At 44.2% G+C, this 15,953-nt stretch carries 12 protein-coding genes; 1 reads left to right on the top strand and 11 read right to left on the bottom strand.

The window, feature by feature from the left end; translation table 11 throughout:
- Window positions 1-12 precede the first annotated feature (12 nt).
- From FGM00_RS02375 to FGM00_RS02360, 4 genes are all read right to left on the bottom strand, one after another.
- Window positions 13-1,095, bottom strand: a complete 1,083-nt coding sequence (locus FGM00_RS02375) for a bifunctional 3-deoxy-7-phosphoheptulonate synthase/chorismate mutase type II (RefSeq protein WP_138851372.1) — start codon at window positions 1,093-1,095, stop codon at window positions 13-15.
- Window positions 1,096-1,273: 178 nt separating this feature from the next.
- Complete coding sequence (locus FGM00_RS02370; RefSeq protein ID WP_138851371.1) at window positions 1,274-2,134, bottom strand: prephenate dehydrogenase; 861 nt, start codon at window positions 2,132-2,134, stop codon at window positions 1,274-1,276.
- A gap of 59 nt (window positions 2,135-2,193) precedes the next feature.
- Window positions 2,194-3,345, bottom strand: coding sequence for a pyridoxal phosphate-dependent aminotransferase (locus FGM00_RS02365; protein WP_138851370.1), 1,152 nt, complete (start codon window positions 3,343-3,345; stop codon window positions 2,194-2,196).
- A complete protein-coding gene (locus tag FGM00_RS02360; RefSeq protein ID WP_138851369.1) occupies window positions 3,342-4,190 on the bottom strand; it encodes a prephenate dehydratase in 849 nt (282 codons plus the stop codon). Before FGM00_RS02360 ends, FGM00_RS02365 begins: the two co-directional genes overlap by 4 nt.
- Before the next feature lie 330 nt (window positions 4,191-4,520).
- Between FGM00_RS02360 and gldA the strand changes: the two genes are divergently transcribed.
- Window positions 4,521-5,414 (top strand): gliding motility-associated ABC transporter ATP-binding subunit GldA, encoded by an 894-nt coding sequence (gene gldA / locus FGM00_RS02355; protein WP_138851368.1) that lies wholly within the window; start codon window positions 4,521-4,523, stop codon window positions 5,412-5,414.
- A gap of 252 nt (window positions 5,415-5,666) precedes the next feature.
- On the opposite strand, the gene FGM00_RS02350 is transcribed toward gldA, so the two are convergent.
- The 7 genes from FGM00_RS02350 to FGM00_RS02320 all read right to left on the bottom strand — a co-directional run bounded on the left by FGM00_RS02350 (window position 5,667) and on the right by FGM00_RS02320 (window position 15,535).
- Entirely contained in the window at window positions 5,667-7,130 is a 1,464-nt protein-coding gene (locus tag FGM00_RS02350; RefSeq protein ID WP_236262878.1) for a M20/M25/M40 family metallo-hydrolase, read from the bottom strand.
- 161 nt (window positions 7,131-7,291) lie between these two features.
- Entirely contained in the window at window positions 7,292-7,753 is a 462-nt protein-coding gene (locus tag FGM00_RS02345; protein ID WP_138851366.1) for a hypothetical protein, read from the bottom strand.
- Window positions 7,754-7,833: 80 nt separating this feature from the next.
- The gene (locus FGM00_RS02340; RefSeq protein ID WP_138851365.1) at window positions 7,834-10,161 is read right to left on the bottom strand and encodes a TonB-dependent receptor; all 2,328 of its coding nucleotides are present in this window, start codon (window positions 10,159-10,161) and stop codon (window positions 7,834-7,836) included.
- Between the two features lie 80 nt (window positions 10,162-10,241).
- Window positions 10,242-11,234: a helix-turn-helix domain-containing protein gene (locus FGM00_RS02335; protein WP_138851364.1), complete on the bottom strand. Its 993-nt coding sequence runs from the start codon at window positions 11,232-11,234 to the stop codon at window positions 10,242-10,244.
- Window positions 11,235-11,240: 6 nt separating this feature from the next.
- On the bottom strand, window positions 11,241-12,401 hold the full coding sequence (locus tag FGM00_RS02330; RefSeq protein WP_138851363.1) for a serine hydrolase domain-containing protein: 1,161 nt from the start codon (window positions 12,399-12,401) through the stop codon (window positions 11,241-11,243).
- 1,163 nt (window positions 12,402-13,564) lie between these two features.
- Window positions 13,565-14,386 (bottom strand): head GIN domain-containing protein, encoded by an 822-nt coding sequence (locus FGM00_RS02325; RefSeq protein WP_236262876.1) that lies wholly within the window; start codon window positions 14,384-14,386, stop codon window positions 13,565-13,567.
- A gap of 54 nt (window positions 14,387-14,440) precedes the next feature.
- Window positions 14,441-15,535, bottom strand: coding sequence for an acyloxyacyl hydrolase (locus FGM00_RS02320; protein ID WP_138851362.1), 1,095 nt, complete (start codon window positions 15,533-15,535; stop codon window positions 14,441-14,443).
- Window positions 15,536-15,953: the final 418 nt, after the last annotated feature.

Genomic DNA, 15,953 nt, shown 5'->3' with positions numbered 1-15,953 from the left:
TATTTGGTATGCCTATGATTTTATTATTTTCTCCTGATGGTTAATCGATTCTTGGTGAATGGCCTTGAACATTCGTAAAACGAATTCTTCGCTCAAGCCCTTGCTCTCGCCCTCCAATATCATTTTGCCTAAAATTTCGTTCCATCGGTTCGATTGCAGTACGGCTACATTGCGTTGTTTTTTCAATTCGCCTATTCCGTCCGAAATTTTCATGCGTTTCCCCATGCTTTCGATCAATTGGTTATCGATTACGTCGATCTGAGCCCGTAGATTGCTCAATTGGCTATTGTACTCCGCTTCCGGATCGGACTCTTTGCGAATTTTGAGATCACGCATGATCTGCTTTAGACGTTCGGGAGTAACTTGCTGCGCGGCATCGCTCCATGCATTGTCCGGATCGTGATGGGTTTCGATCATTAAACCATCGAAATTAAGATCCAGGGCAGTTTGCGATACATCGAAAATCATATCCCGCTTTCCGGTAATATGCGAGGGGTCGTTGATCAAAGGCAAATCCGGAAATTTGTTCTGAAATTCGATGGCCAATTGCCATTCCGGTATGTTTCTATATTTCGATTTTTCGTAGGTAGAGAACCCCCTATGAATCGCCCCTAACTTCTTAATACCGGCCGTATGCAAACGCTCGATTCCGCCCAGCCATAGGGCTAAATCGGGATTTACCGGATTTTTTACCAGAACAACCTTGTCGGTGCCGGCCATAGCATCGGCCAATTCCTGCATAATAAACGGACTCACGGTCGAACGGGCGCCAACCCAAAGTAAGTCGATATCATGTTCCAACGCCAGTTCTACATGGGCACGATTGGCTACCTCTGTAGCCGTTTTAAGACCGGTCTCCTCTTTGACCTTCTGCAACCACTTTAGACCCAAAGCACCTACACCTTCAAAATTTCCGGGGCGCGTACGTGGTTTCCAGATACCGGCACGGTAATAGTTGACGTCGGTATCCTTCAAACTATGGGCAATTCCCAACACTTGGGCTTCCGTCTCCGCACTACATGGCCCTGCTATGACTAGCGGATGATCTAATGCCATATCATCCAACCATGTTCTCATTTCCTTTGTATTCTCCATTTTAATTGATTTATTTCTTGCTTTTATTTTCGGTTCGTATTGTATATTTTTTTTGAAACGGCTCCACGGCACCAAGAGCCTTACTTTTCCCTAAAAAGGAGAAGTTTTACGCATTTTGCATCCTCCAAAAAAGCCTCTTGTCCCCGCCTGCCGGCAGGCAGGTCTTGTCTACAAAAAACTACTTTTTATTCAACGGAATACCATTCAATATGCCTTTGATCTTGTTCGTGTCGTTCATTTCCTTATAGATACCCTTATAGTCATCCTCAACCAACAATTCTTTAAAGGCCTGGAGGTTTCCGATATATTCCTCCAGGGTTTCTATTACGTTCTCTTTGTTCTGTTCAAATATCGGTGTCCACATCGCGGGGGAGCTTTTTGCCAACCGCACCGTACTTTCAAAACCACTTCCCGCCATGTCAAAAATATCGCGTTCGTTTTTCTCTTTCTCGATAACCGTCTTTCCCAACATAAAGGAACTGATATGTGACAAATGCGACACATAAGCGATATGCTTATCGTGCGCTTCGGGATTCATGTATCGAATACGCATACCCATTTGCTGAAATAGCTCCAAGGTTTTTTCCTGTAGTTTAAATGCCGTTTTTTCAACCTCACAAATAATGTTTGTCTTGCCATCGTACAGATTTTCTATTGCCGCCGATGGACCAGAAAACTCGGTTCCGGCAATGGGGTGACAGGCCAAATAATTTCTCCTCTTCGGATGGTTTTCAACTGTTTTACAGATCAAACTCTTGGTAGAACCACCGTCGAATACTACACAATCGTCTTTTACCGCGTCCAATATCCTAGGGAGTTCTGTCAAAAGCACATCCACCGGAATACTTACGATGACCATGTCTGCCGAGGAAAGCTCATCATAATCAGCCTTTGCGTCGATGATTTGCAATGCCAAGGCCTCCTCTACATGCGAAGAATTTGTGTCGATGCCGTAAATCTTGGCATCGGGACGCAGGCGTTTGATGTCCTTCGCCATAGAGCCGCCGATCAATCCGATACCGATAATGAATATGTTCATGTAAATATATGTTAGCTATTAGACCTTAGAAACTATACCAGCCTGTTATCAGCTAGATCTTATTTCTCAAATCTTCCGATCGCCTCTTTGATTTTTTCCTCTGGTACGCAGAGCGAAAAGCGAATATAGCCTTCCCCGTTACTACCAAAAATGGTCCCCGGTGTGATAAAAATATTTTTATCATATAGCACCTCATCAATGACGTCTTCCGCGGATTTACTTCCTTCGGGTAGTTTTGCCCAAACGAACAATCCCACCGCGTTTTTGTCATAGGTACAATTCAACTTGTCCGCCAATTTAAAAATCAATTCCCTCCGTGAGGAATAAACTTTGTTCAAATCGGCGAACCATTGTTGGCTACTTTTTAGTGCCGTGATGGCTCCCTTTTGAATACCATAAAACATTCCAGAATCCATATTGCTTTTCACCTTCAATATGGCATTGATATGCTCTGAACTACCTAGGACCATACCCACTCTCCATCCCGCCATATTAAAGGTTTTGCTGAGGGAATTCAGTTCCAAGACATTTTTCTTGGCACCGGGGACCACCAAAATACTCTTCGGCCTCTCGTTCAGTACAAAACTATACGGGTTGTCGTTGACCAAAAGGATGTCGTTTTCTTCAGCGAAAGCAATCAACCTCTCAAACTGGGCTTCATCCGCAGTGGCTCCCGTTGGCATATGCGGATAACCGACCCACATGATTTTCACCTTGGACAGGTCCTTCAACTGTAAGGCCTCTAAATCGGGAAACCAATCGTTATCCGAAGACAAATTGTAAAATTTTGGGACCGCACCGACCAATTTTGTCACCGCTGAATAGGTGGGATAGCCCGGGTTCGGAATCAATACCACATCACCCTGGTTCAAAAAAGCCATGCTGATGTGCATGATGCCTTCCTTGGAACCCATTAGCGGTAATATTTCGGTATTTGGGTCGGCTGTAACGCCAAATCTTAAGCTGTAGAAATCAGCGATGGCCTGTCGGAGTTGCGGTAGGCCCTGATAGCTCTGGTATTGGTGTGCACCCGTATCGGTAACCGCATTTTGAATACTTTCGATGATGGCGGTCGACGGAGCCAGATCGGGACTTCCGATACCCATATTTATAATAGGCCTGCCATCGGCCAAAAGCCCGCGCACCTCTCTCAGCTTTTTCGAAAAGTAGTATTCCTCGACCGTATGTAGCCTATCCGCCGTACGTATCATAATCTGGCATTTTTATATTCCCCAAGCACTTTAAAGTCTTCCGACATGATGTTCAGCAATGATTTCGCCTTTTCAAAATTGGCAAAACCTTCAAAAGTGATATCCACAAAGAAGGCGTATTTCCAAGGTGTTTCGATAATTGGAAGACTCTGGATCTTCGTCAAGTTCAAATTGCAATCGCTCATAACGTTGAGCATGGCCGCCAAACTACCGCGTTTATGGTCTGTTATAAAGCGTACGGAGGCCTTGTTGACCCCGTCTTCCGAAAACTTCTCGTCCATCTGCGCGACCAGCTTGTTTTTTGTTTGTACAATGATAAAGCGGGTCGCGTTATTTTGTATCGTCTGTATGTTGGGCGCTACGATGTCCAACCCATAAAGCTCCGCCGCAACTTGGGGGGCTATGGCCGCAACATGGGCCAGTTGTTCCTCTTGTATGCGCTTTGCCGGCTCAGCAGTGTCGGCGTCTTCGACCAATTTTATTTGCGGATAATTTCTAAAGAACTCCTTGCATTGCAATAAGGCCATAGGATGTGACCGCACCTCCGAAAGATCTGCGATAGCACTTCCCTTGAGGACCATCAGGTTGTGGTTGATGTGCAAGTAGTGTTCCCCGATTACATGCAACTTATTGTGATAGATCAAATTGTAATTGGGAATGATCGAACCTGCAATGGAGTTCTCGATCGCCATCACGCCCTTGTCGGCTGTGCCGTTCAATAGACTTTCCACCAAAGCATCGAATGACATGCATTCGAGCAATTCGGTATCATCATCAAAGTATTCCCGCGCCACCTGATGATGGTTCGAACCTTTGATTCCCTGGATGGCTACTTTTAATCGCATACGAATTATAAAAACAAAAAAAGTCCCGCTTTTTGCGAGACTTCCATATTATATTTTTGATTTCAATATACTACAACAGTCTCGTGCTTCCCTTAAAAAAGAAGTAAAAATAGAAACGGTTCCAGAAATATTGCTTTATCATTTTTTTGTTATCGAGTGGCTAAAGTAAGAATAATATTGAATAATCAAATTCTATATCCCTATTTTTTTGTTTTCCGTAGTACTGCAAGAATTCTTTGCCAATCCATTTGCAAAACGTCCTCTTGTTCGAGAATATCGAAGTATTGGAAGAAGTACTTTATTGTTTATTTTTGATGGAAATATATCTTCATGTCCATTACCGTCAAAAACATTACCAAAACTTTTGGCACCCAAAAAGCCCTCGATAATGTCTCCTTTGCATTGCATAAAGGTGAAATCGTAGGTTTTTTAGGTCCAAATGGTGCGGGGAAATCGACCATGATGAAAATTTTGACCACGTACCATCAAGCCGATGTCGGAGAGGCCCATGTCAATTCCTTTGATGTACGAAACGATATCAAGAACGTACAGAAAAGCATTGGCTACTTACCGGAACATAATCCTCTTTATCTGGACATGTACGTGAAGGAATACTTAGGCTTTAATGCCGATGTGTACAAAACGGAGCGCTCCCGTATTCCGGAGGTAATCGAACAAACCGGACTCACACCCGAGGCGCATAAGAAAATCGGACAGCTCTCGAAAGGGTATCGCCAACGGGTAGGTTTGGCTGCGGCGTTACTGCACGATCCTGAAGTATTGATTCTGGACGAGCCGACCACAGGACTCGACCCGAATCAGTTGCTCGAAATCAGAAAACTCATTCGGGAAATCGGGAAGGAGAAAACAATACTACTGTCTACCCATATCATGAAAGAAGTCGAGGCCGTTTGTGATCGCGTATTGATTATCAATAAAGGGATTTTGGTGGCGGATAGAAAGTTGGCGGACCTGCGAGAGGCCGATGAACAAATTATCGAAGTGGAATTCGATTATCGCGTCGAGGAGGCTTTTTTATATAAATTACCACACGTGACCCATGTAAAAAACGTGGCGGGGTTCGTTTATGAAATTACCTTCAATACTTCGAAAGACATGCGTTCCAGCGTATTTGATTTTGCGCACGATAACCAATTGAAGACGCTTCAGCTCAGCAGTAAAAATAAAAATCTGGAGAGTTTGTTTTCAGAGCTCACGCAATAGACTTCACCGCGATGGATTTACAACCCATGGGTTTTGTAATGCAATGCCCTAATGTTTCGGGGCAATCCAGTTATTTGGTTATTCGGTTATTCGGTTATTTGGATATTTGGATATTTGGATATTTGGATATTTGGATATTTGGGATGCTATTTAAAAATATCTAGTAAACCAATAAGCAGAGTGGCTAAACTGTTTGAAAATCGAACTTGTCTTGGGTTCAATAGTATTCATACACCGCACTTGTTTACACGCTTATAATTTCTCCCCTAAAATCGCGATCATGGTTTTGATGCCTTCCCGATAATTTCCCAATCTAAGATTTTCATTAGGGCTATGTTGATTGTTGTCGCGGTTTACGGTGGGAACGGTAACCGCAGGAATACCCAGTGTGTTCACAAATGGAGAAATCGGAATGGAACCCCCACTCATTCGAATACGAATGGGTTCTTCGCCAAAGGCGTTTTCAAGAGCGTTCGTTAACCAGATTCCCACCTCGGAATCGAAATCGGTACGAAACGATTGGTAGGAGATTTCAGAAGTAAAAGAGGCGATTTTGGCATGTGCCAACCTTTCCTCCTTGGTAGGTTCGCGGTCGATAACCAAATAGCCTTCGTTTTCAATGTGGTCCCGGATGAGATTGATCAGTCGTTCTGGGTCCGACTCCAGTACCAAGCGCACATCGATTTCCGCACGTGCCCAGCCTGGGATAATCGTCCGCACTTTTTCGTCGATCCACCCCGACTGCATGCCGCGAATATTCAAGGAAGGGTATTGGATCGCTTCTTGATAATAGCGCCCCACCTCGTCAGTGGCAGCAATTTGAAGACGATTTTTGATTTCCGATTCGTTATCGGGAACCGATTTCAATATTTTCTCGGTGTCGGTATCAATAGAAATACCATCATAGAATCCGGGAATGGTCACGCGACCACCCTCATCTTTCATCGAGGCCAAAAGCTTAGCCAATCGCAAAGCTGGATTGGGGGCATAGTTCCCGAAATGTCCACTATGTTGTGGTACCACGGGGCCATAGGTGGTCAAGGTTATGGTAGCGATACCCCGCGCCCCAAAGGTAAGCGTAGGCTTATTGCTTATATGTCTTGGGCCATCGAAGATAATGAGCATATCGGCCTTGAGGGCCTCCTGATTTTCCAAAACGGCTTTGGGTAATTGCGGAGACCCCAATTCCTCCTCAAAGTCCATAATGACCTTTATATTGAAATTGGGGACTATTCCCTCCGCCGCTATGGCGTCCAAAGCTGTCAAAAACATGGCAACCGGACCCTTGGCGTCACTTGCCGATCGTGCAAAAACCCGCCAATCGTCATCGTAATCCGCAATATTATCCCAGGGCAATTCTTGCCATGCGTCGGCAACCTTTTCCTTGAGAACGGGTGTATACGGATTACCTTGAAACCATCGTGTACTATCGACGGGTTGCCCATCCAATTGTAAATAGATAAGCACTGTTTGTTTTGCTTTTGGGTGCTTTCGCTCGGCCAGCAGCAGTGGAACCGTTTCGGTAGCGAGTCGTTCTAAAGTAAAACCACGTGCCCTAAAGTTGCTTTCGCACCAACTTATATTTTTTTCAATGTCCTTTGGGAAAAAAGCATCGTTCGGAATGCTTAAAAGCTCCTGTAGCATCGGAAACGATTGTTTCGCGTAGGCAGAGGAGAGCTCATCAAGCTTTTGAACCTGTTGGCCAATGAGGAGCATCGGAATACATGTAAAAAGGAAATAAGGGAAGTATTTCATGATGGCGAAAGAAAAATGTTATTGAATTCGAATAGACCAAGACGTTGTCCCGACCTCACCGACTAAAATAACATTTATCCTTCTGCTACTACCTATGCAGACCTGAAATTACGCTTCGGGCCTTAAAACTTCAACGCAAGACCTACCCCGTATTGATTGCTAGTCGGTTCCAAACGAAAACCGGTTTTGCTTCCTAGCGCGTCATTATACTCCAAAATGGCCTTTTTCTTGTTTTTCATGGCGCACTTATAGAAGATGGAGCTGACAAGTCCCGTACCCAAAAAGGTTATGGCCGGCGCGACTACATTGTTCCCATCGCGATCTTCGACTAAAAACCAGATAGCAGAACCAAAATTAGCTGCACCTGCGATCATACCACCGATCAATTGTTTTTTGGACTTCTGCCAGTGCATTTCGGCAACAGTACTCTCGTTCATGATCTTATTGATTTCCTTATAGGTCAGTTTGTCCTTATCCTGATAGAATTCATAACCGAATGACCCTGGGAACATCGTGATTTCCTGCGCTTCTAGGCTTGAGACACACAGACTAAATAATACTATACCGAAGAATAATTTTCTCATGATAAAATTTTTGTTTAAAATTAAATATTAATCGTTAAACAAAATGACAAGGAAGTGTTAAAACCACCATACCTTATCGACTATTTGATCCGATCCAGGTTTTCGTCGACCTCTTTGTTATTGTAATCATGGTCTTTACTGTTTCCAAAGGTATACTTAATAGAAAGGGCAACCTCTTGGGCATCGACAAAGTATACACCATCTGCAACGACCCCATTGATTGCATAGCTTTCCTCATAATTCATCGCCCTCGTGATATCATTGAATCGCAGAGCGCAATTCCAGTTTTTAAAAAATGTTTTGGTTAGTGCAGCATTCCATACGACCATTGCATTGCGTTCAAAAATTCCTTCTGAACGTTTCGTCAATCCCCAAGCCCCAAATGATACCGTTGTTTCCTTTCCTATTTTAAATTGATGATCGGTATAGAAATATACATAGGGCTTAACCGGTTTTCCCGAGGCCGTAGCATCTTGGATACGTCTTCTGGACAAGGAAACCGCATTTGTAGAGGTCCATATGCCCTTGGTTATTGGAAAATTAAAATTGATATCGAGACCAGACTCCCGCTCGAGGTTCTTAAGGGAAAAAACGGCCCTTTCCTCCCCGATGGTATAGCCTATTGTGTAGTAAATAGGATTTTTACGTTTAAAGTACTCTATTGAAAGGGAATTATTTCCAAATTGAAATACCGCAGATAAATCCTCAGTCACCGTTGGCAGCAAATTCACATTCCCCTCACCTTCCAAAAAAGGGTTAAAAAAAATCTGTATCGAACTTGCACTGGAATAATTGGGTCGATCAATACTTTTACCATAATTGAAGGTCAAATGCTTTGTACTATCGAGTTCGACCGTAAGGTTCGCTTTGGGAAATAAATTAGTACTTCGTCGATTCACCAATGGTATATTCTCTGCTTCCTCCTCCCCTTTTACCGTATTGTTTTCTACCCGTAAACCCCCGTTGAACTGTACTTTTTCACCAAGTTCTCCCGATAGTGTGGTGTATGCCGCAATGGTGCTTTCGGAATAATCGTAATCAATTTCGAGATTCGAGGCTGTTTCAAGAAATTGGATATTGGTCTGGGCGTTTGCCCTGGCAATGCTATTATTGGCACCAAATTCCCACTTCAAATCATTTGTGAGTTTTTTATCAAAATCCATGCGGTATGTCAGTACATTGATACGGTAGCGTTGTTCTCGCAATTGGGAAATGTCGAAAGCAGTAGTATTATAGTTGTTAGCAATTTCAGTATCCAAGCGCTGTTCATAGGAAGAGTATTGTATTCCTGCAAAGACGTTCGTCTTGGTATTCAACTTTCTGGCGTAGTTCAGATTAGCGCTGCCAAATCTTTTGTTGTTCTGGTTGTTCGTTTCCGTTAGGATATCGTCTTGTTCGCTGCCTTGCCTCAAAAAAGTATCTGTAGCGATAATCACATCATTGGTCTGTGATCGGAAGGTGGTATTCGCGGAAAAATAGTCCGTATCGTTTATTTGATAAAAAAGTCCCCCGCCCCCATTTAATTCTATTCTGTCATTACGATCGACCAGAATGAGGTAGTCGGAAAAGATATCGGCATCCGGTATCCCGAATTCGAATTGATGGCTTTCCCATTGCAACAGGTCATTATAGGCAAAATTGGCCTTTAAGGTCACTTTTCCGGAATGATAACTACCATTGATGTTACTGTAATTATTGAAATTCCGCTTAAAGGACAAAGTCTCCGATAAGTTCAGTCGAAACCCCTCCGATAGGTTGGATTTTCTCGTTATCAATAGCACCGCTCTTCCATTCGCCTCATATTTGGCAGATGGGTTTCTTATGATTTCGATAGTACTAATATCATCTACGGTAAGAGCATTGAATTCTTCCATGGATATGCGCTGGTTTCCTAGATAAACCAAGGGTGTTCCCTTGCCCAAGATCGTTACCGAGGCCCAGTCCGGACTCACCTGTAAATTGGGTAAGCGCGATAGCAATTCCATGGGATCCGGAATGGCTGAAAAGACGGGATTGGTCACATCTATTTTGAGATTTCCATTTTCATTGGTGGTCACTGGTCTTGCAGCGACCACCTCAACAGCTTCCAAATTAGTGGTATGCGCTACAAGTTGGATGGATACAACCAAATTTCCCGTTACTACCAAATTCTGCTCGACATCTTCGAAGCCCAAACAAGAGACCCGCAAACGATAACTGCCTTCAGGAATATTCGGCATCAAGAAAGCCCCATCGATTATGGAAGTATAGGCTACGAGCGTATCATTTGCAATAGGAAACAATAGGGCGTCCCCAATGGAAACAAGTTGGTTTTGATCATCGGTAATGTTTCCGGAAATATCGTAGGTGTTTTGAGCGCATACCAATGTGCCAACAAGAGAACATAATGAAAACCACAATCCGCGCATCCCGAAAGTTTGTGATGCAAGTAACAGGCAATTTCAAGAATGAAGCAGGGAAAGTGGTCTGATTTAGGTACTAGTACCCCCTATGAATTTTGCATTTTTCGCAAAAGCTCTTGGCGATTGGACACCTGTAACTTCCCATAAATATTGGTAATATGGGTCTTTACCGTACTTAAACTTATAAAAAGTTCGTTGGCAATCTCTTTGTTGCTCTTCCCCTCGAGGATAATTCCTTGAATGTTGCGTTCCTGGCGGCTCAAATCGGACAGGGCAGCGGTGCTATTTGTACGTCTCCTCCGGAAAAGGAGGAACAGCAATGCCACCACTCCAAAGCCCAAAAGCCAATTGATGATGGTACTGGTCGCATACTTTCTTTCGGCGGCCTCAGTGGTCAAAAAGGCCAGTTTGTTCTCTAAGAATAGGTAATCGGCGCGTTCGATGTCACTTTCCTTTAATTCCTTCAATAGCGCGACATAATACTCCGGGTTTTTGGCGATGTCCTTTTCCAACAACCGTTTGTGGTCCAACTGTTTGATGCCGATCAATTTGACCATCAAAATTCGAAGGGAATCTTTGGCGTAAGTTTTCATGCTACCGACATAGGCATACGAAAGACTATCCTCCTTTTTATAATAACCCTCGCGTATGCGATGTTCGAATTGCCGTAAGCGCTGCCACTCCTTGTCGCCTAAATTGGTCGTAGTATAGTTGGAAAATGGAACTACACTCTTTTTAAAATGAATGCTATCCCGATTCGAAAGCATAAACAGATGGTCTACTACCAAAGAATCGTCTTTGGAATTCCCGATTTGCATATAGTGCAGACGGTAAATGGCATCGGTATCTGAAATCGATTCTTTATTGAACTGGAAAAAGCCATTTTCTGCAATGGTAGTCTTGGAGACTTTTTTTGCTTTGCTGTATTCGGGAAGATCTTCCAGGTCGATTTGCGAAAGATAGATTTCTTGGGGGGTGGGCAAGCCATCTTCTTGAGGCACATACCCCGATATGGCGGATTGGCCATAAAGCTGACCTCCAAAAAATACAAGTGTCAAAAAGATTATTGTTCTTAACATCCCCGCCTAAGTTGTTGAAGTACCAAGATAATTATTTTCTACCGTTTTTAGCAAGCAATCGACCAAGGCGTCTAAGGTATCCTGCACATCGGGATTCGTACAGTTGACCAGAATCGCAAAAACCATTTGCTGTTCCGGGTACACGAAAAAGTTGGAATAGCCCCCTACACCATTCCCCACATGACCGTAAAAAGGGCGTCCGTTTTTATCTTCGCTTACCTGCCAACCCAATCCGTAGTAAGTGGATTTACCATTTACGGTTGTCGCGGTAAGAAACTGTTCGAATAGCCCTTCATTCAAAATCCTCCCATCTAAAAATGCCTGTCCAAACCTCGCAATATCCGCACTGGTGGAAAGGTACCCACCTCCCGCCAACTTGTAATAATTGTTTACGGGGATGGCCTTGCGAAAACCTGAGCGGTTTTTGGAGTAGAAAGATGTCAATCGATGCTTTATCTTGTCTTGCTGCACATTTAGCTGTGAGTTAGCTACCTTAGAAAGTGCTTCGACAGGCTCAGCAGGACAAACCGGTGCAAAAGTAGCTTCCATCCCAAGGGGTTGCAATACCTTTTGTTTTACATAAGCTTCAAACGGAATTCCGCTCGCCTCTTGCATCGCCAATGAAATCAATACCCAATCGTAGCTGTTGTACAGGTAATCGGTGCCGGGTTCGAAGAGCAGCTCATCGTCCTTAAAAATTTCGATGCTCTCTTTTATGGAATATGGTATGTTGAGTCCGTATTCCGTACCTTGATATCCGCGTATCCCGGCGGTGTGGCTTGCCAATTGTCGGATGGTAAAGTCCCATTTCTTTTTGGGGTAATAGGGTACGTAGTCGTAAAAGGATGCGTCTAAGTCGATACGGCCTTCTGCTACCATATGGGCCAATGCGGTGGCAGCGATCGGTTTGGAAACGCTGGCGATTCGAAATATGGTTTTTTGGATATCTACGGGAATTTTTGCCTCCATATCGGCATAGCCGTAGCCTTTTTGGAGCAGTGTCTCCCCTTTTTTCAGCACCGAAATGGAAATACCGGGTACTTTATTGTCGTTGACCAAATTTTGTAATAGCGCCTCTGCTTTGGCAAGACCCTTTAGATTCGCGTCCTCGCCAAGAACTCGTTTCGAGGCGAAAAGGTTTTTCAGGTATTTGGTGATAGGGTTCATGTAGTTCGTCATTGCGAGCAAGCCTGCCCGCAAGGCAGGCGTAGCGCGGCCATCTGTTAAATACTTACAAAATAGTACAAATTAGTGTTCGGCTTAGCGTCCTGTATTGGTACAAATCGCGGTGTCGCATCATCTTTTTCCTAAAATTCATTCGAGTTCGAGCTCCTGGCGAAGACGTTATTTAAAAACGGTCTTCCTCTGGACAATCTCTTTACTTGCGCCAAATCGCTTCGTTTCGTCTGTTGCCTAAAATCTATCCTAACCCAAACTTTGGTATATACCCAAATGTGAATGGTCAGTCTTAAGGCTTGGGTTTTCAAACCCTCCGAGTTTTTCGACACTAAAGTCGAAAAACCCACCTCCCTTTATCCAAAGGGAGGAGCCACAAGTTTCCTATTCTATGAAAATCAGCCTTCCCTTCTATAATTGCTCTACTTCCACGAGATCGCCGCGTCGCATCATCTGTTTGCCAGAATTCATCGGATTTCAAGCTCCTCGCGAAGACGTTATTTAAAAACGGTCTTCCTCTGGACAATCTCTCTACTTGCGCCAAATCGCTTCGTTTCGTCTGTTGCCTAAAATCTATCCTAACCCAAACTTTGGTATATACCCAAATGTGAATGGTCAGTCTTAAGGCTTGGGTTTTCAAACCCTCCGAGTTTTTCGACACTAAAGTCGAAAAACCCACCTCTCTTTGTCCAAAGGGAGGAACCAGAAGTTTCCTATTCCCTGAAAACCAGCCTTCCTTCTATAATTGCTCGACTTCAACTAGATCGCCGCGTCGCATCATCTTTTTGGTAAAATTCACTCTTGTTCAAGCTCCTCGCGATGACGTTATTTGAAAAACAGCCTTCCTTCGTCTAATTGCTCGACTTCAACCAAATCGAATCGCTTCTTCTGCTGCCTAAAATTTATCCTAACCCAAATTTCGGTATATACCAAATGTGAATGGCCTGTCTTAAGGCTTGGGCTTTCAAACCCTCCGAGTTTTTCGACACTAAAGTCGAAAAACCCACCTCCCTTTATCCAAAGGGAGGAGCCACAAGTTTCCTATTCCCTGAAAATCAGCCTTCCCTTGTATAATTGATCTACTTCAACCAGATCGCTGCGTCGCTTCATCTTTATCCAAAAATTCATCGGATTTCAAGCTCCTCGCGAACACGTTATTTGAAAACCAGCTTTCCCTTGTACAACTCCTCTACTTCTACCAAATCGGGTCTATTGGAGCTGATGACATCCCCAGTACCTCGAATGACACCATTGATAGCTTCTTGGGGGTTAACGAACATATCGTTGGAGCCCCTATGGTTTAAAGTCACTGATTCAGCGCTAAGGTTTTCGGCTTCGATCCTCGAGTCCCCCGCGGCAATGGTCAAATTTAGATTTTCGGTATTCCCACGCAGTTTAAAATAGGTGATTCCGTTCACGATGACCGTGAGGTTTTCCGTATCTACCGCGAGATCGAATAGTCCATCGGTGGTCTCGGACTCGGGATTTAAAAAGCTTTCCGAGAATAGGGTCAAATTCGGGTAGGCCAAAACGCCCTCACTGGAAATCCTCCGGCCGGTACTGCTCCTAATTTCATTGATAGCGGGGGAAGTCACATAAATGATCGTCGTACCGTATGAACGAACAAAGTTGCAATCGTTCGTATCCCGAAGTAGCAGGCGGTCACCTTCTACGGTAGCCGTTACCTCGTTCCGTAAATTTTCCCCTGTTTCGATTTCCACTTTCTGCACATCACCTTGTTGCAACACCAAACTGACATTTTCAAACACGGTAATTTTTGAAAAATCGGGGAGCGCTATCTCCTGTCTTTCGATTTCCCCCGCCCGCTGAAAACAGTCGGGGGCGGATTCGGAGGAGCAGGCTGTTTGAACCAAAAGGATAGGCAGCGCTAGCAGTACTTTCCAAAAATGTGAGCACATGCCTAACAGCCCCGAGAGGGGGTAATCCCTATTTTCAAACCTCATTCGTAATCCCATAACCTTTAACTCAAAACTCATAACCCTGAACTCATAACCCATAACTCAAAACTGTCACAACCGCACCCCTACCCCGAACTCCACGGCTTCGGCGGCGGCGCCGTGTGATTTTAAACTGATGACCCCGAAAACTTTATCACCAAAATACCGTTTCAGACTAAAGCGATTGTAGACCCTTCCTTCAAAATCAAAGGGATAGTATACATAATACCCCAGTTGCGTCCCGATGGACAACTTATTGATGAACAGCTCATGGCCGACAAAAACCCCTACCCGCTTGAAATCGGTATCGGCGGCAACGTTGTTCTCCGGAAAGGAGATGGATTGATATCGAATCAATTCCTTTAAAAAATTACTAAAAAAAACATCCGTCCCCAACTGAATGGCACTCTTTCGGCTTAACCGTTTATCGGTGTATCCCGAAAAAATATAGAACGGAAATTGTCCCGCACCCACATTGTCGCTCTCGTTAATACCGGTCCGAAACGCAAGATTGTACCGAATCGGTTCGGTCACTTTTTGCTTTTCCCGTTCGATGTATTCCGGGGTTTCTTCCGACAAGGAATACGTTAGCCCCAAATTCAAGGCCAAGGTATTCGTAGAAGTATTCGGTGCCCTAACATTGGCATTCGAATAGTGTACCAGCGAGATTCCCGCTCTAAAACCCAGGCGTCTAAAAATACGTTCCTTGTGGTAATTCAACATCAAGAAGGTAGAGCTCAAAAAGGTGGACCCGTAGGCATTGTTGCGAAAATTCGTGTCCCTGTCATACGGATTCGTAGCATAGGCAATACCCTGACCGATACGAAACTGCAGATTGCGTTTTAAAAAGTAAAAATTGAAATGGGCGTACAATCCGTAATTCTCCCCCAAGGTGGCATTATTTGGATTGTGATAGATGAAGGAGGCCCCTAAATCGGGATAATTGTAGCCTTGTTGCCACTCCTGCTCCCCAAAAGTCTTCCGGTTGTACCCAAGCATAAAACCGGCGGGATGTTCGTTGATCAAGTGCGAAATATCGGGATTGTGAAGAATGATGGAACCAAAGTATGCATTCGCATCGAATGCATAATGCCGCTTTGCTTTCTCTTCTTGCGAAAAGCAAAAACCGACCACGAATAAGAAAAGGAAAAAAACCTTTTGGCTCATGGGGCGTAAAGGTAAAAATGAAGGACGAGGTAGGCGGTACGAAATACAAAATATTTCATCTGCCGCCATTAGTTTGGAACAGTGCTGGAATACTGGGTGTATCATTTGAAGGAAGAAATACAAGATTCGAAATACGAATTACAAGGTACGAGGTGAGAAGTTTGAAGTACGAGGCTCGAAGTGCGAGGTGAGAAGTTTGAAGCGCGAAGTTTGAAGTGCGAGGTGAGAAGTTTGAAGCACGAAGCACGAAGCGCGAAGCGCGAAGTGGGAAGTGGGAAGTGGGAAGTGTGATATGTGATGTCTGAAGTTTGAAGCTTGAAGTGTGAAGTTTGAAGTGCGAGGTGCGAGGTGAGAAGCTCGAAGTGCGATGTGCGAAGTGAGAAGTTTGAAGCACGAAGCGCGAAGCGGGAAGTGTGAT

It is taken from the genome of Aggregatimonas sangjinii, from assembly GCF_005943945.1.
Classification (GTDB): Bacteria; Bacteroidota; Bacteroidia; order Flavobacteriales; family Flavobacteriaceae; genus Pelagihabitans; species Pelagihabitans sangjinii.
This window is presented reverse-complemented; position numbering and strand designations above follow the sequence as displayed.

Excerpts from the sequence above, each read along its gene's own strand:
- gldA (WP_138851368.1), top strand. The coding sequence starts at position 4,521 with ATGTCCATTACCGTCAAAAACATTACCAAAACTTTTGGCACCCAAAAA.
- FGM00_RS02320 (WP_138851362.1), bottom strand. The coding sequence starts at position 15,535 with ATGAGCCAAAAGGTTTTTTTCCTTTTCTTATTCGTGGTCGGTTTTTGC.
- FGM00_RS02330 (WP_138851363.1), bottom strand. The coding sequence starts at position 12,401 with ATGAACCCTATCACCAAATACCTGAAAAACCTTTTCGCCTCGAAACGA.
- FGM00_RS02370 (WP_138851371.1), bottom strand. The coding sequence starts at position 2,134 with ATGAACATATTCATTATCGGTATCGGATTGATCGGCGGCTCTATGGCG.
- FGM00_RS02365 (WP_138851370.1), bottom strand. The coding sequence starts at position 3,345 with ATGATACGTACGGCGGATAGGCTACATACGGTCGAGGAATACTACTTT.
- FGM00_RS02340 (WP_138851365.1), bottom strand. The coding sequence starts at position 10,161 with ATGCGCGGATTGTGGTTTTCATTATGTTCTCTTGTTGGCACATTGGTA.
- FGM00_RS02335 (WP_138851364.1), bottom strand. The coding sequence starts at position 11,234 with ATGTTAAGAACAATAATCTTTTTGACACTTGTATTTTTTGGAGGTCAG.
- FGM00_RS02345 (WP_138851366.1), bottom strand. The coding sequence starts at position 7,753 with ATGAGAAAATTATTCTTCGGTATAGTATTATTTAGTCTGTGTGTCTCA.
- FGM00_RS02350 (WP_236262878.1), bottom strand. The coding sequence starts at position 7,130 with ATGCTCCTCATTGGCCAACAGGTTCAAAAGCTTGATGAGCTCTCCTCT.
- FGM00_RS02360 (WP_138851369.1), bottom strand. The coding sequence starts at position 4,190 with ATGCGATTAAAAGTAGCCATCCAGGGAATCAAAGGTTCGAACCATCAT.
- FGM00_RS02325 (WP_236262876.1), bottom strand. The coding sequence starts at position 14,386 with ATGGGATTACGAATGAGGTTTGAAAATAGGGATTACCCCCTCTCGGGG.
- FGM00_RS02375 (WP_138851372.1), bottom strand. The coding sequence starts at position 1,095 with ATGGAGAATACAAAGGAAATGAGAACATGGTTGGATGATATGGCATTA.